Genomic DNA, 21,754 nt, shown 5'->3' on the forward strand with positions numbered 1-21,754 from the left:
GTGACCGGGTCAGCCGGCACGACGGGCCGTGCGCCGCTGTGGCAGGTGCTGGCCGTGGTGGTGACGGCGTACGGTGCCGGCGCCTCCCTCGCGTTCGTCAGCTTCGGCGCTCCGGCGATCGTCGTGCTGTTCCTGCCCGCCGGTGTCACCCTGTCGGCTCTGGTGCTCAGTCCCCGCCGCAGATGGCCCTGGATCCTGGCCGCGGTGGCCGCCACGGAGATCGTCGTGGACGTGTCGCACGGCATGTCCCTGGGATGGGCGGCTGGTTTCGCGCTCACCAACACGGCCGAGCCGCTGGTCGGGGCGTCGTTGCTGCGCCGGTACCTACCGGCTGAGGTGGACCTGCGGCGTCGTCGTGACCTGGTGGTCTTCCTCGGGTGCTGTGTCGGTGCGGGGCCGCTGGTCGGTGCCATCATCGGTGGCACGTTGCTGGCCGCGAGTCTGGGCGTGCCGTGGCCGCAGTCGTTCGTGTCCTTCTGGGCCGGTGACGCGACCGGCGTACTGACCGTGGCCGGCTGTGTCCTCGCCTGGCGGTACAGCCGAGACGGCAGGTCGGGGGTCACGCGCTGGGTCGGGTGCGTCGGTGCGGCGGTGGCGGCGACGGTCATCGGTTTCTGGCCGCATTACGTGCCGCTGTTCTACCTGCCCATCCTCGTCCTGTTCACGCTGGCCTTCAGCCAGTCGCTGGTGGTGACCCTCACGGCCGGCATGGCGACCACGGTGACGGCGAACCTGATGACCAGCACCGGCCACGGCCCGTGGGCGGCACTGGAGACGTCGGACCAGCTGATCACCATGACGCTGCAGCTGTTCCTGACGACCACGATCCTGGGCGCCTGGACCCTCGCGGTCGGGGTGGACGAGCGGGATCGGGCTCGCCGGGACACCTCGGTGGAACGGGCCGCCCGGCTACGTCTGCACGCCTTGCAGGTGCTGACCACCGACCTGGCCAAGGCTGCCACCTCCGAGGAGATCGCTCAGGCGGTCGTCCGGGAGGGCATCGGCCTGATCGCCGACCACGGCAGTGTCGCCATCGTCGCCCCCGGCAGCGGCGAGATGGTTCTGTGGACGTCTCCGAGCCGGCCCGCGGGCATGGCCGAGCGGTACCGGCTGACTCCGGCCGAGGGCGCGACACCACAGCGCGACGTCATCCGTACCGGGCGGCACCTGCTCCACCGGACGCAAGCCGACGCTGCGGCCGCCTATCCGCATCTCGACGGGACCTTCCAGCGGCTCGACATCAACAGCACCATCTGCGTACCCATCACCGGCGGCGACGCCGGTGCCCTGGGCGCGCTGTCCTTCAGTTTCCATCGTGAGAACGCCGCCGACGCCGACGTCCTGGCCTTCGCCGAGGCTCTGGCGAGCCTGACCGGGCAGGCGCTGCGCCGGGCGCAGATCTACGAGCGCGAGCACCATGCCACGCAACAGCTGCAGCTGGCCCTGCTTCCGGCCCTCGGCGGTGTGCTCGAGGGCATCCGGGTGTTCGCCGATTACCGGCCCGCCGATCTGGCCCATCAGGTGGGCGGAGACTGGTACGACGTGTTCGCCCTGCCGGGGAGCCGGATCGGGTTCGCGGTCGGCGACGTCGTCGGGCATCAGCTGGCCGCGGCGGCGGCGATGGCACGCCTGCAGTCGGCGCTGCGCATCCTGGCGCAGACCGCACCCACGCCGGGCCGGGTTCTCGATGATCTCGACCGGGCCAGCGCCCTCATCCCGGACGCCAGGACGGCGACGGTGGGTTACGCCGACTACGACCCGGCCACCCGCCTGCTGCGGTACGCCTGCGCCGGGCACCTGCCGCCGTTGCTGGTCACCGGCGACAGTGCCGCCTATCTGTGGGACGGCCGGTCGCTGCCGCTCGGTGTCGGCGGGGCCGGGCACGGCCAGGGCCAGCTCGTGGTCCCGGACGATGCCGTGCTGATCTGGTTCACCGACGGCCTGGTGGAACGCCGTGGCGAGCAGCTCACCGTGAGTCTGCAACGCCTCGCCGACGCCGCCGGCAGCCTCTCCGGCCGGGACGCGGCAACATTGGGCGGGCACGTCGTGGACCGCCTGGTCGGCGACCGGGAACTCGCCGACGACACGGTCATCCTGTGCGTCCAGTTCACCGGCGCGGCACCGGTCGGGGTGGTGGCCGGTTGACACCCACCGTTCATGCCGATCATGCTGGCCGGGATGTTCCGGACCTCGCCCTCATCGCACCGGAAAGGCCTGCGAACACCGTCATGTCGGGTTTCGAAGCACGCACGCTGCGCGACGCCGATTCCCTTGTGGTCGCCCTGGCCGGTGACTGCGATCTCGACAGCCGTGACGAGATGACCGCGGCCCTGGTCGATGCGGTGCGGTCCAGCCGTACCGTCATGGTCGATCTTGCCGACGTGGGTTTCCTGGATTCCAGCGGCCTGCACGCGCTCGTCACCGCCCACCACGCCGCGCTGGAGCGCGGCGGCGTTCTTCACGTCGTCAACGTCACCGGAGCCGTCGCGACCGTCCTGGAGATCACCGGCATCCTGGAACTGCTCCGGCCGCCCACGCCGAGGCAGGCTGATCAGCGTGACTGAGCCGGACCCGTCCGCCGCCTCCGCGGAGGTGATGGGCTATCACCAGGCCCAGGACCTTCCGGGGGTACGGGCATTCGCGCAACGCCGTTCCGAACGGCTCGGTCTGGCCCCGGACCAGGTCATGTCACTGACCATCGCCGTCAGTGAGCTGGTCACCAACACTTTGCAGCACACGTCCGGCGGCGGCCGGGTGTGGATCCGCGCCGAGGACGGCTACGTCGTCTGCGACGTCATCGACGGTGGCCCGATGCGCGCCTTCGGCCGGCCGATGCCGACGCCCGAGGCCCGCCGGGGCCGTGGCCTCGCCATCGTCGAACGACTGTGTGACCAGGTCGACGCCATCGCCGCCGCGGAGGGAACCATCGTCCGGATGCGGTTCGGGATCGCCCCGCGAGGTTCCTGAGCGGCGCGGTGGCCGCCGTTCAGAGGGTCAGGCAGCGGCCGTCCGGGAGCAGGCCCGCGTACCACTCGTGCCAGCGCGGGCCGGGAGTGAGATCGCCGAGCACGCAGACGTCGCCGATGCGCACCGCCCAGAGCAGTGCGCCCGGCACTGACGGGTCGTCGGGACCGGCCTTCGGTGATCCTCCCACCGCGAGGAGGGTACGTGCTCCTGGTTGCGGGAGCGGCGGATCGTACCGAAAGCGATTATCCGTCTCGGATCCAACGGCGGCTACGCTGGGCGGATGACTGCCATGGCGCCCGCCCGGACCGAGACGGACCTGTCGTTCCTGCTGGATCACACCAGCCATGTCCTGCGGACGCGGATGGCGGCGGCGCTGGCCGGGATCGGGCTGACCGCGCGGATGCACTGTGTGCTGGTGCATGCGCTGGAGGAGGAGCGGACGCAGATCCAGCTGGCCGAGCTCGGCGACATGGACAAGACGACCATGGTCGTGACCGTGGACGCGCTGGAGAAGGCTGGCTATGCGGAGCGGCGGCCGTCGAGCACGGATCGCCGGGCCCGGATCATCGCGGTCACGCCGGAGGGGGCGGAGGTGGCGCGGCGCAGTCAGGAGATCGTCGACGGGGTGCACCGGGAGGCCCTCGGCAGCATTTCCGAGCAGGACCGGGAGGCGCTGGTCCGGGTGCTGAGCCGGCTGGCCACGGGCCATCTGGCCACGCCGGTCGAGGGTGGTCGCCGGGCGCGGGAGCGCGCCAGGTAGATCCGTCCAGGATCGTCTGCAACAAAACTATCTGCTAGCGTCCTTCCCATCGCACTGATGGGGAGGCTCTTCATGCATCGCTGGACCGCGCTCGGCGTCCTGTCCGCCGCCGGGCTGATGACGATTCTCGACGGCAGCATCGTGACCGTGGCGATGCCCGCGATCCAGCAGGACGTCGGGTTCTCCCCCGCCGGCCTCAGCTGGATGGTCAACGCGTACCTGATCCCGTTCGGCGGACTGCTGCTGCTCGCCGGACGACTCGGCGACCTGGTCGGACGGCGCGCGATGTTCCTGGCCGGCAACGCCGTCTTCACCGCCGCCTCGCTGCTGGCCGGACTGGCGAGCACGCCGGGCATGCTGATCGCGGCACGGTTCCTGCAAGGCGCCGGCAGCGCGATGGCCTCGGCCGTGGTGCTCGGCATCCTGGTCACGATCTTCACCGACGACGCGGACCGCGGCCGGGCGATCGCGATCTTCAGCTTCACCGGCGCGGCGGGGGCGTCCATCGGGCAGGTGCTCGGCGGGGTGCTCACCGACACGCTGAGCTGGCCGTGGATCTTCTTCATCAACGTGCCGATCGGGCTGGCCACGATCGTGCTCGCGGTGCGGGTGCTGCCCCGCGACCGAGGACTCGGGCTGTCCGCGGGCGCCGACGTCCTCGGGGCCGCCCTGGTCACGTCGGGGCTGATGCTCGGGATCTACACGGTCGTGCAGGGCGGCGCGCAGTGGTGGACCGGGGTCGTGTCGGCGGCACTGCTGGCCGGGTTCGTGATCCGGCAGGCCACCGCCGCCAATCCGCTGATGCCGCTGCGGATCCTCCGGTCCCGCAACGTCACCGGGGCGAACCTGGCGCAGATGCTGGCCCTGTCCGGGATGTTCGCGTTCCAGATCCTCGTCGCGCTGTACATGCAGAAAGTGCTCGGCTACACCGCTCTGGAGACGGGACTCGCCATGCTTCCGGCCGCGGTCGGGATCGGGATCGTGTCGCTGCTCGTGTCGGCGCGGGTCAGTGCCCGGTTCGGGGCGCGCACGGTGCTGCTCGCCGGATTGGTGCTGCTGATCGCGGCGATGGTGCTGCTGACCCGGATTCCGGTACGGGCGGGGTACGTCACCGATCTCCTGCCGGTGATGGTGCTGATCTCCGGGGGCGGCCTGGTGCTGCCGGCACTGGCGACGCTGGGCATGTCCGGTGCGCGGGAGAGCGACGCGGGGCTCGCGTCCGGGCTGTTCAACACGACCCAGCAGGTCGGCATGGCGATCGGCGTGGCGGTGCTGTCGACGCTGGCGGCCTCCCGCACCGAAGGGCTGCTGGCGTCGGGCTGGACCCAGGCGGAGGCACTGACCGGCGGCTACCGGCTGGCGTTCGCCACGTCGGCGGGACTGCTGGCCACGGGATTCCTGGTGGCCCTGACTGTGCTGCGCCCGGCGAGATCGCGCGCCCACGGAAACGCCCTCAATTCGGCTGGTTGACCTGCCGACCTGAGAGGTATGGAGCGCCGCCGTTCCCGTCCCGGGCGGACGCCGGGTGGCTGCTCTTCTACCCGCAGGCGTACGCGGGCGTGCTGCTGTTCACCAGCAGGCACGTCTCGGGCCGGCGGGTGGTGCTGGACGGGACGATCGCGGGGCTGGGCGGTGCCGCGCTGTTCTCCGCGGGGGTCGTCGACTTCCTGGCCAGCACCACGGGAGCGGGGGACTTCGCCCACTACACAGCGCTGTGACGCGCTGACCGGGCTGGCGAACCGCCGCTCGGTGCTGGAACACCTGGACATCCTGCTCGCCGCGCCCCGGCACGACCCGATCGCGTTGCTGCTGCTCGACCTCAACCGGTTCAAGGAGGTCAACGACACGTACGGGCACCAGGCCGGTGACAACCTGCTCGAGCAGGCCGCACGGCGGCTCGCCGCGGTCACCCGGGACGGTGATCTGCTGGCCCGTCTCGGCGGCGACGAGTTCGTGGTGGTGGTCTCCGGACCGAACGTGGACGAGCGGGCGGCGGTCGCCGTGGCCGACCGGATCCGCGAGGCGTTGCGCGAGACCTTCATCGTCGAGGAGATCGACATGACGATCGACGTGAGCATCGGTGTCGCGCTCGCCCACGGGGACTCGAACCTGCTCTTCCAGCAGGCCGACATCGCGATGTACCACGCGAAACGATCCGGCGGCGGCCACGCGGTCTTCGACCGCATCCCGGTGCGGCCATCGGTGGCCGCCTCGGTTAATCGATCATGACCGTGTGGCGCGCGGCGGCCGGAGGCGATGGACGCTCCCGGCCGCCGCTCGGCGGAACCCGGCTCAGAGACGGATGCGCTGGCCCGGGAAGATCAGGCCGGGACTGCGGAGCTTGTCCTTGTTCAGCGCGTAGAGCGTACGCCAACCGCCCTTGACCTTGTATTTCCTGGCGATCGAGGCCAGTGTGTCGCCGGACTTGATCACGTAGGTCTTGCCGGTGGCCTTGGCCTTCTTCTTCGGAGTCGACGTCTTCGTCGTCTTGTAGACACCGGCCTTCTTGCCGCAGACCGGCCACGGGCTCAGCCCGCGTTTGGCGTGCAGCTTGTTGGCGATCGCGATCTGCTGGGCCTTGGTGGCCCGGTCAGCCGTCGGGGCGTACCTACCGCCACCGTTGGCCTTCCACGTGCTGCGGCTGAACTGCAGGCCGCCGTAGTACCCGTTTCCGGTGTTGATGTGCCACCTGCCGCCGGACTCGCATTTGGCGACGACGTCCCAGTTGACCTGGCGCGCGGCCTGAGCCGGGGTGGCCGGGCCGAGCAGGACGCCTGCTCCGGTGATTCCGGCTGTCGCCAGAACCAGGGCAAGGCGGATTCGTCTACTACCAGACATGGATGATCCTCCACGCCTGCGAGGTGAGCTGTCGGGTTCGGGCGGACGAGAATGTTCACGACCTACCTCGAGTCACACCGTCGAGGCGGTCTCCACCGTCGTGAACAATTCTCGCTGGCCCGGCCGCGTGCACACGGCTTCACCCCAAGGCGCGCATCCCGCGCACCGTCGAAAAGTGGGTCCCCCGCTCCTGCCCTTGCATCGAGTCTGCGGACGGGGGCAGGACTCGGCGGTCCGTCCACAGTGCCCGCGTCGCGGGACGGCCCGACGGTAACCACGTCGATGGGCCGCGAGCCAAGAAAACAGCCCCGGATAGTGACGTTCTTCTCAGTATTTGCCCGCTTTGATCTTGTTAGCGCCCGGAAATTACCGACACTGCGCTTATACCCTTTTCATCAGCCTTTTTGGCGGCTCAGTGGGCCAAGCCGTAGGCCACGATCGGGCTCGCCGTGTGCAGCCGCCGGCGCCGGGCCAGCCACACGATCACCGCGGCGAATCCGATCAGGACCGGCACGTCGGCCACGAACATCCACCACGGCATGTCGGCCGCCGTCTCCTCGATGGTGAGCTGCCCGAACGCCGCCGCCACCAGCATCCCGAGCAGGTTGTTCACGACGTGCAGCGCGATCGCGGCCTCCAGCCCACCGGTGCGGATCGTCACCCAGCCGGCCACCATGCCGAACATCATCAGGTCGGCGAAGCCCCACGGCGTACCCCATCCGTGCAAAGCGGCGAAAACCGCGGCCTGCACCAGAATCGGCAGCCAGGGGCTGCGCAGCCACGCGCCGAGCCCCTGCAGCAGCCAGCCACGGCACAGATACTCCTCGGCCGCCGCCTGGAACGGCACCACCGCGAGCAGCACGGCCGCCGACACCAGGAACGGCCCCCAGCCGGCCAGTGACTCGTCGGGCCCGGAATCCGGGGAGAGCACCGTGACCGCTGTCAGAAACACGACGATCGTCACCGTCGCGACGCCGAGACACACCGCGAGCCATCGCCACCGGATCCGCCCGGCCACCGATGACAGGGTCCCGGCCGGGCGCCGCTGAATCCACTGTGCGGCCAGCAGCGTCAGCGGAAGGGCCACCGCAATCGACAGGAAACCGGCCGCGAGATCGGGCAGAGTACCGAGGGTGGCCATGCCGTCCGGCCCGCCGGGCCGCCCGAAGATCTCCGCGACGATCACGTAGAAGATCATCACGACGAAGGCGGCCCCCACGATGAACACGGTGCCGAGCGGAAAACGCCACCACCGGTGCAGGGCGGTGCGGGCAAGACGGTGGTACGGGCTACCGGGCGCCGAAATCATCATGGCGACGAGTCTTCCCACCGGACGTGCCGAGCGGATCCGGCCACAGCCGGATTCCCGTGCCTAACCAGAGATATAGACGTCCGGCAGAATACGGATCATGGAACCACCCGAGATGATCAACGCCGGCGATCTGGTCCTCAAACGCTGGGAACCGGAATGGTCCGCCGAACTGGCCGCGGCCGTCCACGAGTCGGTGCCCGAACTGGCGCCGTTCCTGCCGTTCGCCACCCCGGAGTACGGCCCGGCCGAGGCCCGCGACTACACCGAACGCTCGGCGGCGAACTGGACGGCCGGCACCGAGTTCAACTACGCGATCTTCACGGCCTTCGGCGACCTGATCGGCTCGATCGGCCTGATGACCCGGCCCGGCCCGGGCGCCCTGGAGATCGGCTACTGGATGCGCACCCCATGGGCGGGTCAGGGCCGGATGACCGCGGCGGTCAAGGTGCTTGCCCGGGTCGCGCTGACCCTGCCGGGGATCGAGCGGCTCGTCATCCGCCACGACCCGGCCAACCTCGCGTCCGCGGCGGTCGCCGCCAAGGCCGGCTTCGTCGAGACCGGCCGTGACGGCGACGACGTCATCCGCGAGCTCCGCTGATCACTGTCATCCGCGGCCCGCGGTGATCACTGGAACGTGACCGGCACGAACAGGTCGACGTAGCGGTTGCTCAGCCCGGTGTGGTCCGCGCGGGTCACGATCGCGCACCGTACGGTCTGCCCGCAGACCTGCGTCGCGGAGATGTTCGGGTTCACGTAGATGTTCACCGCGAACCCGCCGACACCCGTGCCCTCAGTGGTCCACTTCGACGAGTTGGCGATCAGTCCGGCCAGGAACGAGCTGGACACCCAGTGCGAGGCACCGGTCGCGCCGCTGGAGTCGGCGCCGCCGAGGCAGGGCGTCGGCGTGGTGGCGTAGACCGGTGCGGCCGGGTCGAAGCCGTCCGGGATGACGCAGAGGCTGACGTAGACGCCCTGACCGGTGGGGTAACCGTGCCCGGTGACGGTGACCGTCTGCCCGGTGGCGGCAAGAGTGTCCTCGGCGGACAGGGTGAGCTGGTAGGCGGCACCGCTGACGGTGGTCGCCCGGTCGGCGGTGACGACGGCGGGCGACGCCGCCGAGGCGACACCGAGGGTGAGCACGGCGGCACCGGCACCGACGACGGACATTCGGCTGAAGGCACGACGAATCCGGGAACTGAAAACGGGCATGCTGCGGCAAATCCTTCCGGAGTGGACCGTTGGTTAGGTTAGGCTAGCCTAAGTTCACTCCACTGCCGACATAGACTCGCGTCACACTCCCAGGACCACGACGCCGCGGGCCGGCAGCGACGGCGGAGCGTCCGGCAGGCTCGACAGATCGACCGGCTCGGCGGTCCGATTGATCAGGAAACGGACCGGGCCGCGGACCGCCAGCTCCACCCGCCCGCGCAGGTCGGGCGGCAGCTCACTGCCGACACCGGCGAGAGCCAGCAGATCGTCGAGGATCAAGGACAGGCCTTGCGGCCCCAGACGACTGGAGACGTACGCCGCAGAGCCGCCGCCCACCTCCCGGCGAGTGACGGCCGCCCCGCCCGTGGCATACCCGGCCACAACCTTGGTCGCCGGGTCGGTCACCGCCAGGCGCTCCGACCACAGCGTGCCGATCGCCCCGTTGGTCAGCGTCACCGACTCGCCGTCGAGCAGCGGCGCGAACTCCTCCACATGAACGCCGAGCAGGTCACGCAACGCCCCCGGGTAGCCGCCCGGCCAGGCGTGGTCGTTCTCGTCGACGATGCCCGAGAAGTACGTCGTGACCAGGTGACCGCCACCGGCCACGTAGTCCTCCAGCCGCTGCTTGAGCGCGGCCGGGACCAGATGCAGGATCGGCGCCACGACCAGGCGGTATCCGGTCAGGTCGGCGGCGACCGGGATGACGTCGGCACGGACACCCAGGTCGAGCAGAGCCGTGTACCAGTCGAGGGCCTCGTCGCGGTACCGCAGCCGGTCACTCGGGTGCGAGTCCTGCTCGGCGGCCCACCACGACTCGTAGTCGATGACCACGGCGACTCGGGACGGCGTACGACCGATCGATTGCAGAAAGGACAGCGACCGCAACCGCGCGCCCAGATCGGTGACCGCCTCGAAGATCGCGCTGGTCGTCCCGGCGTGCGGCAGCATCGCCGAATGGAACTTCTCGGCGCCGGCCCGGGACTGCCGCCACTGGAAGAAGCAGACGCCGTCGGCGCCGTGGGCGACGTGCGTGAGCGAGTCGCGGGCCAGTTCGCCGGGCAGTTTCGGCACGTTGACCGGCTGCCAGTTGACCGCGCTGGTGGAATGCTCCATCAGGAACCACGGTCGCCCGGCGATCAGGTTGCCGCACAGGTTGGCCGAGAACGAGAGCTCGTCACGCGACTGCGGCCCGGGCCGGGTGTAGTGATCGTTGGCGACGAAGTCGACCTCGGCCGCCCAGTCCGGATAGTTCATCTCGTTGATCGGCCCGGCGACCATGAAGTTCGTCGTCACCGGCACGTCCGGGGTGATCTCCCGCAGGATCCGCCGCTCGGCGAGGTAGTGGTCCTTGAGCGCGTCCGACGAGAACCGTTTGAAGTCGAGCTGCTGCGTCGGGTTGACCGGCCCGTTCGCGTGCCGCGGCGGCAGGATCTGCTCCCACTCGCCGTACCGCTGCGACCAGAAATCGGTGCCCCAGGCCGCGTTCAACGTCTCCAGATTCGTGTACCGCGCCCGCAGCCACACCCGGAACGCCCGCGCCGCGTCGTCGGAGTAGTCGTACACGTTGTGGCAGCCCAGCTCGTTGCTGACATGCCAGGCGGCCAGCGCCGGATGGTCCGCATAACGCCGGGCAAGCACCCTGACCAGGCGCAACGCGTGCTCGCGGAAGACCGGCGAGGTGGGCCGCCAGTGCTGCCGGGCGCCCGGCCACACGGTCCGGCCGTCACGGTCGACCGGCAGGATCTCCGGATGCTTCGTGGTCAGCCACGGTGGCGGCGAAGCCGTCGGGGTGGCCAGATCGACCAGGATGCCGTTGTCGTGCAGCAGGTCGACGACCTCGTCCATCCACGCGAAGTCGTAGCGGCGCTCGGCCGGCTCCAGCCGCGCCCACGAGAAGATGCCGAGCGACACGATCGTGACACCGGCCTCGCGCATCGCCCGGACGTCGTCGGCCCACACCTCCCGCGGCCACTGCTCCGGGTTGTAGTCGGCGCCGAACTCGATCCGCGGCTCCCCCGCACGCCGCAGCCACCGCGGCGCCGGACGCGGCGCCCGCAACGCGGCCGCGAGGAAACCCAGGGACGCGTCCACCGCGTCGGGGACGTCGTGCGGGCGATTGAGATGCCCGTGCGTGGTCCCGGGAGCCAGAAAGACCTCCACGGGTACGCCCACCTCGCGCAACTGCCGCTCCAGCAACTCGCCGGACGGGCGCAGATCGTCGAACTCGGAGAGCAGGATGTGCACCGGCGGCAGACCGTCCAGGCGCGCCGCTCCCGGCAGGGCGTCGGCGGGCAGATCGCTGATCCGGCCCACATAGTTGCGGACCATGTCCTCGATGTTCTCCAGCGTGCGGCCGTGGCCCAGCGTCGGCGTCGGGAAATGCGCGAACGGGTAGGCCAGCAGCAGCAGGTCGGGCTGGTTGTCCGGGACACGCAGCACGGTCGAGACCGCCAGCGCGGCGCCGGCGCTGGCCCCGCCGAGCGCCCGGCGGGCCGGCAGGTCGTCGCGGCCGGTCACCCACGTCCAGACGGCGTGCACGTCGTCGATCGGCACCGGATACCGGACCCCGCCCACCGCCAGCCGGTAGCCGACCGAGACGACGACCGCGTCCGCCCGGCGGGAGAGCTCGGCGCTGACCATCTCGGCCTCGGCCATGTCCAGGTCACCGTGCCGGAAACCACCGCCGTGCGCCCACACGAGCACCGCCCCGGCCGGGCCCGCCGGCTCGTAGACCCGGACCGGGACCGGACCGTGCGGCCCGTCGATCTCGAGGCTTTGAAACGTATTCACCGGATCGACAGCTCCTGGAGACGGGAGAGGACGAGCAGGCCGATCCGGTCCGCGCCGTACTCGGAGAAGTGCGTGTTGTCGCGCTTCTCGTTGTACAGGAAGATCGCCTTCGAGTCCTCCGGACCGAGCCCCTCGACCAGGGCGGCGCTGTCCGCGGTCAGGTCGATGTAGGGCACGTCCAGCCCGGCCGCGACCGCCTCCATCTCCGCCGGCAGGTCCACACCCAGGCCGTTGACATGCCTGGCCACCGGGGTCAGCTGCCCGGCCGAGTCGAACAGCCGGCGCACCGGCGGGCTGACCAGCACCGGCCGGGCCCGCACCGAACGCAGCTCGGTCACCATCCTGGTCAGGTTGGCCCGGTAGTCCTCAGCGGTCGTCGCCTTGTCGTTGTGACCGAACTGGATCAGCACGACGTCATCCCGGCCCACCCGCGGGAACATCGCGCCCCACAGCCGGCTGTCGGCCAGGAACGATGCCGTGCTCTCCCCCGAGTCGGCGTAGTTGGCCACCGCTACGCCGCGCGGCAGGTGCTGGGTGATCGCCTGCCCCCAGCCGGTGTACGGGGCGATGCCCTGGTCGCAGACCGTCGAGTCGCCGGCCAGGAACAGCTGCGGAGTCCGGCGCGGCGCCGGGCGGACCTGCACCCGGTGCGGCAGCGGGGCCGTGCCGGTGAAGGTGAGGGTCAGGCCCGGGGTGCCGAGGTCGGGGAGGGTCGGCTCGCCCTCCGGCTCACGGACGTCGACGATGAAGTCCCGGCGCGTGAACCGGCCCACCTCCGTCACGGTCTCGGCGACCATCATCCGGCGGGCCTCGGCCAGCACCGCCGTGCTGCCGGCCGCGTCGGGGGCGCCGAGGATGACGGAGACGGCGTATTCGCCGGGTGCCACGTCGTAGTGGCAGACGATCGGGGCGGTCCCGCTGCACTCGCCGGGGATGTCGTGGCGGGGTCCGGCCAGGGCCGGCGCCGGGACCGCTACGGCCGCGGCGACAGTCAGGGCCAGGATGCGGGATCGCTTCAACGTCGTTCTCCTCTCGATGCCAATTGAAACGTTTACATCGATGAAACCCAATCAGTCAAGGTTGTCGCGAGCCCCGGCACGCGATGGACGTCGACTGACACAACGCGCGATATGGCGGGCAGGTGACCACACCTGGGGGGTGGCGGCGTCCCGTATCAGCGCCATCCGCATCAGAGGTCGCCCCGGCAAGACGCTCCCGGACTTCCGGCATGCTCTGCCTTTACGAAACGCACCAACTCGATTGCCTGGTGGTGGCCAATCCGGATACTGGGCCGGTGGACCGAGGGATTCCCGAGCGAGTCGCTGCGCTCATCGAATCGGCCGGGTACGGCGACGGCGACCGGGTCGTGGTCGGCCTGCGGCACGGGGACCCGCCGCCGGTGTACGTGAGCCACGGCGAGCCGTTCACGACGGCCTGTGTCGCGTCGGTGTCGAAGCAGATCACGGCCGCGTGCGTGGCGCTGCTCGTGCGGCAGGGAAAGCTCGATGTCGAGTCGGTGCTGGCCGAATGGATCCCCGAGCTTCCGGCGTGGGCGGCCACCGTCCGCGTGCGGCACCTGATCCACCACACCGGCGGACTGCCCGAGGCCGGCGAGTTCTTCGCGCTCAAGAAGGCCGGGCGGGACCGGACCGCACCCGGCATGCTGGCCGAGCTGGGCGGGCACGACACCCTGGAGAGCACGCCGGGGACCGCGTTCAGCTACCGCAACCCCGGATACACCTGCCTGTCGGTCATCGTCGGACGTGCCGCCGGCGAGCCGTTCCCCGACTTCGCGCGCTCGCGCCTGTTCGAGCCGCTCGGCATGGCCAGCACCTGTTACTGGCCCGGCCCGGATCCGTTCCCGCCCGGCACCACACCGACCGAGCCGGGCTCCCCGGCACCGCTGTCGCTGGGTGACTGCGGCGTGTGGTCGACAGCGGCCGACCTGATGCGCTGGAACGAGGCCCTGGCAAACGACGAGCTGAGCGTCTCCGGCCTCCTGCACACGGCGGGCCGGCTCGACGACGGCACGCCCATCCCGTACGGCTGGGGTGTCGACGTGCTGACCCGGGCCGGTTTCCCGCTGCACCGCCACGGCGGCGTGTGGGCGGGTCTGAGCGCCCAGATCGCCCGGTTACCCGAGCAACATGCCAGCATGGTCGTGATCGCGCTGGATCACGCGGAGACCCGGACCCAGAGACTGGCCGACAGTCTGATCGACGAGCTGGTCGCCCGCTGCGAGAGCCGGCCGCTCAGCGGTTGATCAGCTCTGGGCGGCCCGATCACCACCCCTTCTGTGGCCAGAAGGCTGTCCGACGACCTCTTCGGCACGCCCTCGCACCACGGTGACGTTTGTCCAGCCGAGACCGCGAGCACCGACGGCCACGCGCGATCTTTCTCGGCAAGCGAGGGAACCAGGCAGAACGCCCCGCCAGCCGCGACCCGCGCACTCACACGCCGATCGTCTCAACCCGGCGGACAGAACTCGATGGCAAGGACAACGTGGTGGCCTACGGCGCGATTCGCGGCGTAGGCCACCACATGTTGGGCTGCCGGGTCGGTCAGGGGTTGAGCAACAGCTTGCCGCGGGTGTGGCCGGTGGCGCTGCTCTCCTGGGCCTTCGGTGCGTCGGCCAGCGGGAACGTCCCCGCCACCTCGACGCGCAGCTTGCCCGCCGCGGCCAGGTCGGCGAGGGCGGCCAGGGCCTCCGCGCTGCGCTCGCCACCGGCGGAGTAAGGGACGCCCAACTGCTGGGCGCCCACCGCGTCGGCGATGGTGATCGTGCGGTCGGTGGTGCCGCGTAGCTCGACCGACGCCTCCAGAGCACCCTGCCCGGCGGCGTCGAAGACCGCGTCGACGCCCTGCGGGGCCGCGGCCCGGACACGGTCGGCGAGCCCTTCACCGTAGGCGACCGGGATCGCGCCGAGCGACCGCAGGTAGTCGTGGTTCGCGGCGGAGGCGGTGCCGATCACGGTCGCCCCGCGAGCCACCGCCAACTGGACCGCCACACCGCCGACCCCGCCGGCCGCGCCATGGATCAGGACCGTCTCGCTCCCCTTGACGGCCGCCTTGCTCCCCTTGGCGCCCGTCTCGCTCACCTCGGCACCCGTCTCGCTCACCTCGGCACCCGTCTCGCTCACCTCGGCGCCCGTCTCGCTCTCTTCGACAGCCCCCTCGCCTTCTTTGATTCCGAGCAGATCCAGCACCCGTTGGGCGGTCTCCCCGGCTACCGGCAGGGCCGCGGCCTCGTCCCAGGACAGGCCGGCGGGCTTGTGTGCGACGACGGTGGCCAGGGCGTACTCCGCATAGGATCCGGTGTCGGTGAAGCCGAACACCTCGTCGCCGACGGACAGGCCGGTCACGCCCTCCCCCACCGCGTCGACGACGCCCGCAGCCTCCCAGCCGGGCGTGGACGGGAACGTGGTCGCGAAGACCTGCGCCAGCCACCCGTTGCGGATCTTGTAGTCGACCGGGTTGACGCCGGCCGCCACGACGCGCAGCCGGACCTGGCCAGGGCCCGGCTGCGGAACGTCGACCTCGGCCACCCGCAACACCTCGGGTCCGCCGAACTGCTCGAAGACGATCGCCTCCATGACTGCCACCTCTCCTCGTGGATCGCTGTGGCACCCAGGTTGCTGCGGACGCGGCCGGTTGTGGAGCGGACGTGTTTGCCTAGGATCGGCGATCCTTGGCTCCGATCCGGCGGTTGCGCGAGCATGGCAGGCATGGATCGACGCGAACTGGCCGACTTCATCCGCCGATGCCGCGAACGGCTACGGCCACAGGAGGTCGGACTGGCGGCGGGGCCGCGACGGCGTACCCCCGGATTGCGTCGTGAAGAAGTGGCGATCCTCGCCGGGATGTCGGCGGACTATCTGATGCGGCTGGAACAGGCCCGCAGCCCGCAGCCGTCATCGCAGGTGCTGCGGGCGCTCGGCCAGGCGTTGCGGCTCAGCGACGACGAACGTGATCACCTGTATCTGCTGGCCGGGCACCGTCCACCGGCCGGGCGGCTGGCCGGTGCGCACGTGCGGCCTGGTCTGCTCTATCTGCTCGATCAGCTGACCGGAGTTCCGGCGCAGGTGCTCAGTGACCTCGGTGATCTGCTGGCCCAGAACGCGCTGGCCGAGACCCTGTTCGGCGGTATCTGCCCGCCGATGCGGCATGATCACGACCAGGACCACAACATCGTGTGGCGGTGGTTCAACGATCCGCGAATCCGGCTGGCCCATCCGGTCGAGGAGCACGACTATTGCAGCCGCCTGCACGTCGCCGACCTGCGTGCGGCGGTGGCCCGGCGCGGTTCCGATCCCGTGGCGATGTCGTTGGTGGAGCGGTTGCGGGCATGCAGCGACGAGTTCGCCGAGTTGTGGGACCGTCACGAGGTGGCGGTGCGCCGGCAGAGCCGCCTGGTCGTGCAGCACCCGACGGTCGGCCTCCTCGAACTCGACTGCGAGACGCTGCTGACTCCGGCCGAGGATCAGAGGTTGGTGCTGCTCACGGCCCCTCCGGGCAGCCCGACCGCGGGCCACTTGGAGTTACTCCGGGTGGTGGGCCAGGAATCCTTCGCCGGTTGACCCCAGCGGTCAGCGACCGCCGACTCACGCAGTGATTCCGGCGGCCGGGCGGCCGCGGCTGACGTCCGGACATGCCGATGTGAGTGCGCCAGCTCGGCCGCCCGGCCAACGCTGAAGGACTGCCTAGTCGTCGCCGGCAAGGCGAACCCGCGCCTGGTCAACAAGCTCTGAGTAGTTCTGCTGGAAAGGCGCCACAAGTTCTCGTTCGAGCAGGGCAGACAAGTTGAAGAGAGCAGCTCGCTCGCCCTCATGAGCTGGCTGCACTACCCGGCGCTCGTCTTCACATCGGTGTAGCCAGTCGAAGAGCACCAGGGCCTCGTCCGCGGTCAGACGGATGTTTACATCGCTCGCCGCATCAGGCATACCAGAAGAATCCTTCATGCTGTCCTGATCGACAACAGGTTTGCGACCTACCCTGCGTCTGTGCGGTACCGGCGATGGCCGGGGCAGCAAAGGCCGGATCTGCCGATGACAGTGAGTGAGGAATAGACCTGACCGGCCATTAAATCTGCTGAAAGATGACGCCTTCTGGGGTGACGAAGAGGTCCAATGAGTCAGCCTGACGATAACCTTGATTAATCCAGGACTCCAATTCGTACACAGGCTGCGAGTATCTTCGTGCCGGGATTCCGCGAATCCAAGAGTCGGCGATGTAAAACGGGATCTCAAGGATGCCAACTGGGGGCAACAAGAGTCCAAATAAGGCACCGCTCAAAAATAGCTCGTAAATTCTCGCATCAAGCCCGATTCGAAATCCGGCGGCGAGCGTCCCTGAAGTTACAAAGTCTACACCGTTCACGGATATGCGTTCAGGGTCTGCCACGTCGCCTAATGTCGCGATAATTTGAATGATAGGTTGATAGAAGTTCCGGTAAAAGAGCAGCACCTCAGGTAAAAGCTCGGTTCTGCGCGCGGGACTGTCTGAGCCTTCGGGGTCCGACACATGCAAATTCCATTGACCATGGGGTCCATCCCGGCGCACTACGGACGAGATATAAGAGTTGGGGGCAGCTAGCCCTGCACCTGGCACCCGGATGCTTGTAATCCGCAAGGATTGCCCAAGTGCCGCTTCCAAGGCATCTGTGCAGCTAGTTGACCAGGCCCTACCCACGCTACCCTTGCACTCCCATATGTGGCACTGATTCAGGGCTGTGTCTACCCATGCAAGATCAGGTAGGCCAGGGCCTCGCCGGAGGCGAGGAGTAGCGACGTAAGCCCGACCGCGCCCGCCGTGCGATCGAACATATAGAGAGAAGTGGAGAGGAAACCGCAATCCGGCCGCCCATCCAGCATATAACGCAAGCGTCATACCGAGGTTGTATGAGAGTGCACGCTTCTCCTGAGTCTCCAGGTTGTCAAGTACAGCAGTTGGTTCAAGAAAACTGCCGTTAAATTCTGCGGCGGCGAAGAGGCTACTCACGCGCCACACTACCTCAGCGGCTGGCGAATGGCTCCATGGCAGGCGCCCGTTTATAGAGGCCGCGCCAATAAGAGCCATGGGAGTGAAGGGAATGCAGTCCGTCAATGCCGGAACCGCGGAGAGGCCACCTCCCGGCCCTGGGAATCCAGGTAATGCTCCCCCCGAGGCCCCAGCCATACCTGCTAGCGGAGAGTGAGCCGAGGAGACCTTCGAAACCCTGCTAGTTAGATACTCGTAGGCAAGATGTGGCATTAGCGAACCCTCCCTGTCTAAGTAACCTCAAGACTACATAGAGGCAAGGATAGTCATTGTAGTATTCGCGAATGCCGCCGCTGCCATTTTTTCGATCCTGCACAAAAGTATCGGAGCCTGCAATCCCACGGCGCTCTCTTCTGCCGCTGATCGTTCGAGCGCGGCGTTCAATGGTCATCGGCCTGCCTGCTGCAAGCGGTTGAGCCGCGGGCGCCGAAGGTCAACGGGCTGCTCTACGGGTTAGCAGTCGCCTCGATGTACGACAACACCCGTGGGAGGAGGTAACGGAACTCGCTGCCACCCCATGAGTCCACGAGGCCGCCGGCTCGTTCCATCGCGTTCCAGAACGGCTCGGTCGACCGGATGATGTCTTCCGCGGTGGCCGTATCGACGTCGATGGCCTCACAAACGGCCGCCACCAATCCCGTGCGTGCCAGTGCTGGGATGTCGTCCACCGGATCAGATTGCACCGGTAGAAGCTACCTTGCCGGACGTGCGTCCTCACATACCGCCTGTAGGTCGTTGCAGCCGCTCAGCCCCGCCGCCGGGGAACCGGGTCGTCCTGGCCGCATACTCCACCTGTGCGGTCTATCGAGGGTTGGGTGTCAGAGGACAACATCGTCCGGTTTCTGGAGAAGATCAGCAGCTACATCGGGTACGACTACGACGCGCTCGACGAAGCCGCGCTTACCGGCGCTCTCGAAAGTACCGACGATGAGTCGGCCGACGGCTGGTTCAACTATCCGCTGGTGGGAACGCCGCCACTGACGGTTTCGCTGGCACGGGCGGTAGGCGGGAGCATAATCAGCGCCCGGGTGCAGGGCGAGATCGATCCGGTCTTGGCCGCACGATTCGAGACGCTCCTCGACCTGCTGTAGTTGGGCTTGCTCTTCTGCCGCAGAGCGGGCGCGGGCTACGGTTGTTCTCTCCCGCCTTTAGCATCCATGCGTGGTCAATAGCCCTGACAAACCCGCCCCCACTGACAGCCACGTTGAACCGCCCGATCCGGTGGCGGTACTCCGGAAAACTCAGTGGGCCGCTCTGAAGCACGCTCGGGGCCGCGCCGATGCCGTTGTCACTCTGCTGAGGCACCTGATCGACGACGACCCAGACGTTCGAACAGCCGCTTTGGAGGTGCTTGAGCTGGTAACCCATCAGAACAGCATCTACTCGGTGACCGCGCCCGTGGCCCTCTATGTCGCCGGGATACTGAGTGACCCACGGACCGTGCCAGTGATTAAGGCCTATCCCACCTGGCGCGGCGGGTCCGGCTGCCTTCGTGTCATCCTGTTGGACTTTCTCGGCGGGGTGGCAGAGGACGTCGGCGACGAGACAGTAGGAGCAGCAGCCAGCGCCGGCTATCGGATGGAAGACGATCCGGCAGTTACCGCCGTATGGGCAGCTCGGCCGGCGATGTTCGCATCGGTGTCCCGGTACCTTGGAGACAGCGATGCACAAGTACGGAACTCGGCCGTGGTCGCGGCCGGACACCTACTTGATGCCCCGGAACTGCTCGGCCACCGGTCGGCACTTCGTGCTCCTCTGCGTGATGCTTCGGTGACCAGTCGAGACTTTTACCAGCGAGCCCGTGCCGAGCACACCCTACAGTCGTGGGGCACACATTCCGCAGCGGTCGTCGACTCGGGAAAGGCCGGCCTGCCGCCATTCTGAGCGTATATCCGCCGGCTCAGGCGGCCGAGCCCAAAGCACCCTCATTTGCCGCATACGGGGCGGTCAGCGGTTCGAGGTGCAGCACTGTAAGTAATGCAGGTGGCCCGGGCATTTGCCGAGCTTGGAGGGCCTCTCGTGTGTCGTCGATGAGCCTCGCGGGATACCCGTTATCCGCCGCTTTGGCCTTGTAGGTTGAGGTCGTGGCGAGTTCTCGGCGGAGGACACGAGCTCAGGTGCTCAAGGCGTTGCTGGCGGCATGGGAGGTGCCCGCACCGGATGAGATTGTCCGAAGCCAGGCATCGGTAGAAGTTCGCTACGTCAGGAGCGGGGTCCGTCGGACTCTTGGCCTGTGGGCGGGCCGGCCGGGGCAGCTTGGGTGGGACGTGTGGGCCGCGGACGAAGAACTCAATGGCCTCGCACCGGGAGGCTGGAAGTTCATGGCTCGCCTGCGCGTGAAAGGCGAGGTAGGCGGGACGGCAGATTCCGATCCAGAGCAGCTGTGCAGAGGTGAGTACCCCTGGCCGCTGGCCGGCGAAGCGCTTGATTCTCGGCTGGTGGACGAGGGTCGCAAGTTTGTCGAGCCGATGCTCTGGTTCTTCGAGGATCGTGCGGACCTGGGCCGTCTCTTACTCGCCCGAGATCCGCACAAGCCCTGGTGGTTGGGTCCTGAGTTTGCTGACAACACCGGGTCATGGCAGCGCGGCGAGATCTTCGCGCAGCCCGTCTCGGGCACATCGGCCGGAGTCGTCCTGGCCGTCATCCTGGCTCGACACACCGGCGATGAAGAACTCGAGCGTCTGGCGATGAACAACCTCAGCGACATGGCCGACCACATCGTTGACGGCACTGGGCTGGCGTTCCGCACGGTGGTTGGTTCGTATGCGGAGGAGTTCCAGGAATGGTCGTCCGTCGACCTATCGGATCTTGCCCAGCTCGCTCCCAAACGTCGTCGGCGAAGAGCGACAACGACATAAACCCGATAGCACTCTTGTGGGAGGTTCACGCCGCCGTCGATGCACTGATCCGCCGCAATCCGATCGCTCCGCCGGCCTGCGGCGATGCCTCGCGGTGGACGGGCTGATCGTGGAAACGAACGAGCGTCTTCTCGCGTGTGCCTCTATGGTGCGAGGGTGCCTGGACTCAAAGTCGCCGACGATGCGACATGGCTGGAGGTCTTCGGCGTGGTGCCCCAGACGGAGGAGGTCTCGGGCGATGAGTACGTGAGGGAACTCCGAATCTCGACGGACGTCGCGGAGGAGCTTCACATCACGTGGGATGTCACGGATGACAGTGTCCGTGTCCGTCACCGGAAAGCGGCCGGTGTCGTGGTCGATCTGTATCGCGAGCAGGCGACTCTATTGCGGGCCGAAAGTAAAGGCACCACCACGGCGCTGGTCATGGAATACGGCACCTCCGATGCCGCGGGATGTGTTCGTGTTCAGGTGACGCCCGAGGTCGTCATCGAGGACAAGTTTCTGCGCACCTGAGACGTACTCATATAGCCGCGAAGCGGTCCGGGTGGAGCCGTGTGTCGGTCACCTCGACGCGGAGGGCTGAATCCGTGAGTCACGGAGGATCGCGAAGAGGTAGGCCCGCCCGGTTATCCGCTGGTCAACATCAGTCAGGGTAGCGTCGGGCCCCATCGCCCAGATCTGCCTCGCACCTTCCATGAGTAACCACGGCTTGGCGCGGCTTACCTTGATTCGGGATCCGTCGACCTTGTAGGTCATCGGTAGACCGCTTCGGGTTTCAAACGCCTCGCCCTGATGTTGCCGGATGAGGCGTTCCACCTCGGAGAAATCATCGCCAGTCATGCACTCGAGCATGGACTAGAAACTATGGTGGCCCGCAAGTGTTACTAACCGAACGGCCGATGATACGAAGCCAGGGCAACATGCTCTTCTGCCGCGGATCGCGCATGGCCGGTCGTATTGCCGTCGCGCAAACGGTCGACGCCG

At 68.2% G+C, this 21,754-nt stretch carries 25 protein-coding genes and 1 riboswitch; of the genes, 14 read left to right on the forward strand and 11 right to left on the reverse strand.

Translation table 11 applies throughout. From position 1 onward, the window contains the following. From ACFO0C_RS33960 to ACFO0C_RS33970, 3 genes are all read left to right on the forward strand, one after another. Complete coding sequence (locus ACFO0C_RS33960) at positions 1-2,145, forward strand: SpoIIE family protein phosphatase (protein ID WP_378070852.1); 2,145 nt, start codon at positions 1-3, stop codon at positions 2,143-2,145. A gap of 83 nt (positions 2,146-2,228) precedes the next feature. Next, positions 2,229-2,564, forward strand: a complete 336-nt coding sequence (locus ACFO0C_RS33965; RefSeq protein ID WP_378070853.1) for an STAS domain-containing protein — start codon at positions 2,229-2,231, stop codon at positions 2,562-2,564. Continuing rightward, on the forward strand, positions 2,557-2,967 hold the full coding sequence (locus ACFO0C_RS33970) for an ATP-binding protein (protein ID WP_378070854.1): 411 nt from the start codon (positions 2,557-2,559) through the stop codon (positions 2,965-2,967). The genes ACFO0C_RS33965 and ACFO0C_RS33970 overlap by 8 nt, the downstream gene beginning before the upstream one ends. 19 nt (positions 2,968-2,986) lie before the next feature. On the opposite strand, the gene ACFO0C_RS33975 is transcribed toward ACFO0C_RS33970, so the two are convergent. Next, positions 2,987-3,154: a hypothetical protein gene (locus tag ACFO0C_RS33975; RefSeq protein WP_378070855.1), complete on the reverse strand. Its 168-nt coding sequence runs from the start codon at positions 3,152-3,154 to the stop codon at positions 2,987-2,989. A 93-nt stretch (positions 3,155-3,247) separates the two neighbouring features. Here ACFO0C_RS33975 and ACFO0C_RS33980 point away from each other — a divergent pair, with 93 nt between their 5' ends. The 4 genes from ACFO0C_RS33980 (at position 3,248) to ACFO0C_RS33995 (ending at position 5,956) form a co-directional block, all read left to right on the forward strand. Further along, positions 3,248-3,727: a MarR family winged helix-turn-helix transcriptional regulator gene (locus tag ACFO0C_RS33980; protein WP_378070856.1), complete on the forward strand. Its 480-nt coding sequence runs from the start codon at positions 3,248-3,250 to the stop codon at positions 3,725-3,727. 72 nt (positions 3,728-3,799) lie between these two features. After that, positions 3,800-5,197 carry an MFS transporter gene (locus tag ACFO0C_RS33985; RefSeq protein WP_378070857.1) on the forward strand — a complete coding sequence of 466 codons (1,398 nt, stop codon included), beginning with the start codon at positions 3,800-3,802 and terminating at the stop codon, positions 5,195-5,197. Then, positions 5,194-5,445, forward strand: a complete 252-nt coding sequence (locus ACFO0C_RS33990) for a hypothetical protein (protein ID WP_378070858.1) — start codon at positions 5,194-5,196, stop codon at positions 5,443-5,445. Before ACFO0C_RS33985 ends, ACFO0C_RS33990 begins: the two co-directional genes overlap by 4 nt. A gap of 31 nt (positions 5,446-5,476) precedes the next feature. Next, positions 5,477-5,956, forward strand: coding sequence for a GGDEF domain-containing protein (locus ACFO0C_RS33995; RefSeq protein WP_378070859.1), 480 nt, complete (start codon positions 5,477-5,479; stop codon positions 5,954-5,956). A 63-nt stretch (positions 5,957-6,019) separates the two neighbouring features. Here the strand turns inward: ACFO0C_RS33995 and ACFO0C_RS34000 are convergent, their stop codons facing one another. After that, on the reverse strand, positions 6,020-6,565 hold the full coding sequence (locus tag ACFO0C_RS34000) for a transglycosylase family protein (protein WP_378070860.1): 546 nt from the start codon (positions 6,563-6,565) through the stop codon (positions 6,020-6,022). Further along, a riboswitch (cyclic di-AMP (ydaO/yuaA leader) is annotated at positions 6,564-6,807 on the reverse strand. Its footprint overlaps the gene before it by 2 nt. A 170-nt stretch (positions 6,808-6,977) precedes the next feature. Next, positions 6,978-7,877, reverse strand: a complete 900-nt coding sequence (locus ACFO0C_RS34005) for a CPBP family intramembrane glutamic endopeptidase (RefSeq protein WP_378070861.1) — start codon at positions 7,875-7,877, stop codon at positions 6,978-6,980. A gap of 97 nt (positions 7,878-7,974) precedes the next feature. Between ACFO0C_RS34005 and ACFO0C_RS34010 the strand changes: the two genes are divergently transcribed. Continuing rightward, positions 7,975-8,475, forward strand: coding sequence for a GNAT family N-acetyltransferase (locus ACFO0C_RS34010; protein ID WP_378070862.1), 501 nt, complete (start codon positions 7,975-7,977; stop codon positions 8,473-8,475). Positions 8,476-8,501: 26 nt separating this feature from the next. Here ACFO0C_RS34010 and ACFO0C_RS34015 read toward each other — a convergent pair whose 3' ends face one another. The 3 genes from ACFO0C_RS34015 to ACFO0C_RS34025 all read right to left on the reverse strand — a co-directional run bounded on the left by ACFO0C_RS34015 (position 8,502) and on the right by ACFO0C_RS34025 (position 12,895). After that, a complete protein-coding gene (locus ACFO0C_RS34015) occupies positions 8,502-9,044 on the reverse strand; it encodes a hypothetical protein (protein WP_378070863.1) in 543 nt (180 codons plus the stop codon). 123 nt (positions 9,045-9,167) lie between these two features. After that, positions 9,168-11,876: a beta-galactosidase gene (locus tag ACFO0C_RS34020; protein ID WP_378070864.1), complete on the reverse strand. Its 2,709-nt coding sequence runs from the start codon at positions 11,874-11,876 to the stop codon at positions 9,168-9,170. Continuing rightward, the gene (locus ACFO0C_RS34025; RefSeq protein WP_378070865.1) at positions 11,873-12,895 is read right to left on the reverse strand and encodes a rhamnogalacturonan acetylesterase; all 1,023 of its coding nucleotides are present in this window, start codon (positions 12,893-12,895) and stop codon (positions 11,873-11,875) included. The genes ACFO0C_RS34020 and ACFO0C_RS34025 overlap by 4 nt, the downstream gene beginning before the upstream one ends. A gap of 275 nt (positions 12,896-13,170) precedes the next feature. Here ACFO0C_RS34025 and ACFO0C_RS34030 point away from each other — a divergent pair, with 275 nt between their 5' ends. After that, a complete protein-coding gene (locus ACFO0C_RS34030) occupies positions 13,171-14,139 on the forward strand; it encodes a serine hydrolase domain-containing protein (RefSeq protein ID WP_378070866.1) in 969 nt (322 codons plus the stop codon). Between the two features lie 298 nt (positions 14,140-14,437). Here the strand turns inward: ACFO0C_RS34030 and ACFO0C_RS34035 are convergent, their stop codons facing one another. After that, the gene (locus ACFO0C_RS34035) at positions 14,438-15,469 is read right to left on the reverse strand and encodes an NADP-dependent oxidoreductase (RefSeq protein WP_378070867.1); all 1,032 of its coding nucleotides are present in this window, start codon (positions 15,467-15,469) and stop codon (positions 14,438-14,440) included. 132 nt (positions 15,470-15,601) lie between these two features. Between ACFO0C_RS34035 and ACFO0C_RS34040 the strand changes: the two genes are divergently transcribed. Beyond that, positions 15,602-16,453 (forward strand): helix-turn-helix transcriptional regulator, encoded by an 852-nt coding sequence (locus tag ACFO0C_RS34040; RefSeq protein ID WP_378070868.1) that lies wholly within the window; start codon positions 15,602-15,604, stop codon positions 16,451-16,453. Between the two features lie 123 nt (positions 16,454-16,576). Here ACFO0C_RS34040 and ACFO0C_RS34045 read toward each other — a convergent pair whose 3' ends face one another. The 3 genes from ACFO0C_RS34045 to ACFO0C_RS34055 form a co-directional block, all read right to left on the reverse strand. Further along, entirely contained in the window at positions 16,577-16,834 is a 258-nt protein-coding gene (locus ACFO0C_RS34045) for a hypothetical protein (RefSeq protein ID WP_378070869.1), read from the reverse strand. Positions 16,835-16,955: 121 nt separating this feature from the next. Then, positions 16,956-17,396: a hypothetical protein gene (locus ACFO0C_RS34050; RefSeq protein WP_378070870.1), complete on the reverse strand. Its 441-nt coding sequence runs from the start codon at positions 17,394-17,396 to the stop codon at positions 16,956-16,958. 962 nt (positions 17,397-18,358) lie between these two features. Further along, a complete protein-coding gene (locus ACFO0C_RS34055; RefSeq protein WP_378070871.1) occupies positions 18,359-18,595 on the reverse strand; it encodes a hypothetical protein in 237 nt (78 codons plus the stop codon). Positions 18,596-18,727: 132 nt separating this feature from the next. Here ACFO0C_RS34055 and ACFO0C_RS34060 point away from each other — a divergent pair, with 132 nt between their 5' ends. The 4 genes from ACFO0C_RS34060 (at position 18,728) to ACFO0C_RS34075 (ending at position 21,283) form a co-directional block, all read left to right on the forward strand. Next, positions 18,728-19,003 (forward strand): hypothetical protein, encoded by a 276-nt coding sequence (locus ACFO0C_RS34060; RefSeq protein WP_378070872.1) that lies wholly within the window; start codon positions 18,728-18,730, stop codon positions 19,001-19,003. A 70-nt stretch (positions 19,004-19,073) separates the two neighbouring features. Further along, the gene (locus tag ACFO0C_RS34065; RefSeq protein ID WP_378070873.1) at positions 19,074-19,796 is read left to right on the forward strand and encodes a hypothetical protein; all 723 of its coding nucleotides are present in this window, start codon (positions 19,074-19,076) and stop codon (positions 19,794-19,796) included. 233 nt (positions 19,797-20,029) lie between these two features. Further along, entirely contained in the window at positions 20,030-20,770 is a 741-nt protein-coding gene (locus ACFO0C_RS34070) for a hypothetical protein (RefSeq protein WP_378070874.1), read from the forward strand. Between the two features lie 156 nt (positions 20,771-20,926). Continuing rightward, entirely contained in the window at positions 20,927-21,283 is a 357-nt protein-coding gene (locus ACFO0C_RS34075; protein WP_378070875.1) for a hypothetical protein, read from the forward strand. 48 nt (positions 21,284-21,331) lie between these two features. Here ACFO0C_RS34075 and ACFO0C_RS34080 read toward each other — a convergent pair whose 3' ends face one another. Beyond that, positions 21,332-21,610 (reverse strand): hypothetical protein, encoded by a 279-nt coding sequence (locus tag ACFO0C_RS34080; RefSeq protein ID WP_378070876.1) that lies wholly within the window; start codon positions 21,608-21,610, stop codon positions 21,332-21,334. Positions 21,611-21,754 lie beyond the last annotated feature (144 nt).

It is taken from the genome of Actinoplanes subglobosus (assembly GCF_042650585.1).
Taxonomy (GTDB): Bacteria; Actinomycetota; Actinomycetes; order Mycobacteriales; family Micromonosporaceae; genus Actinoplanes; species Actinoplanes subglobosus.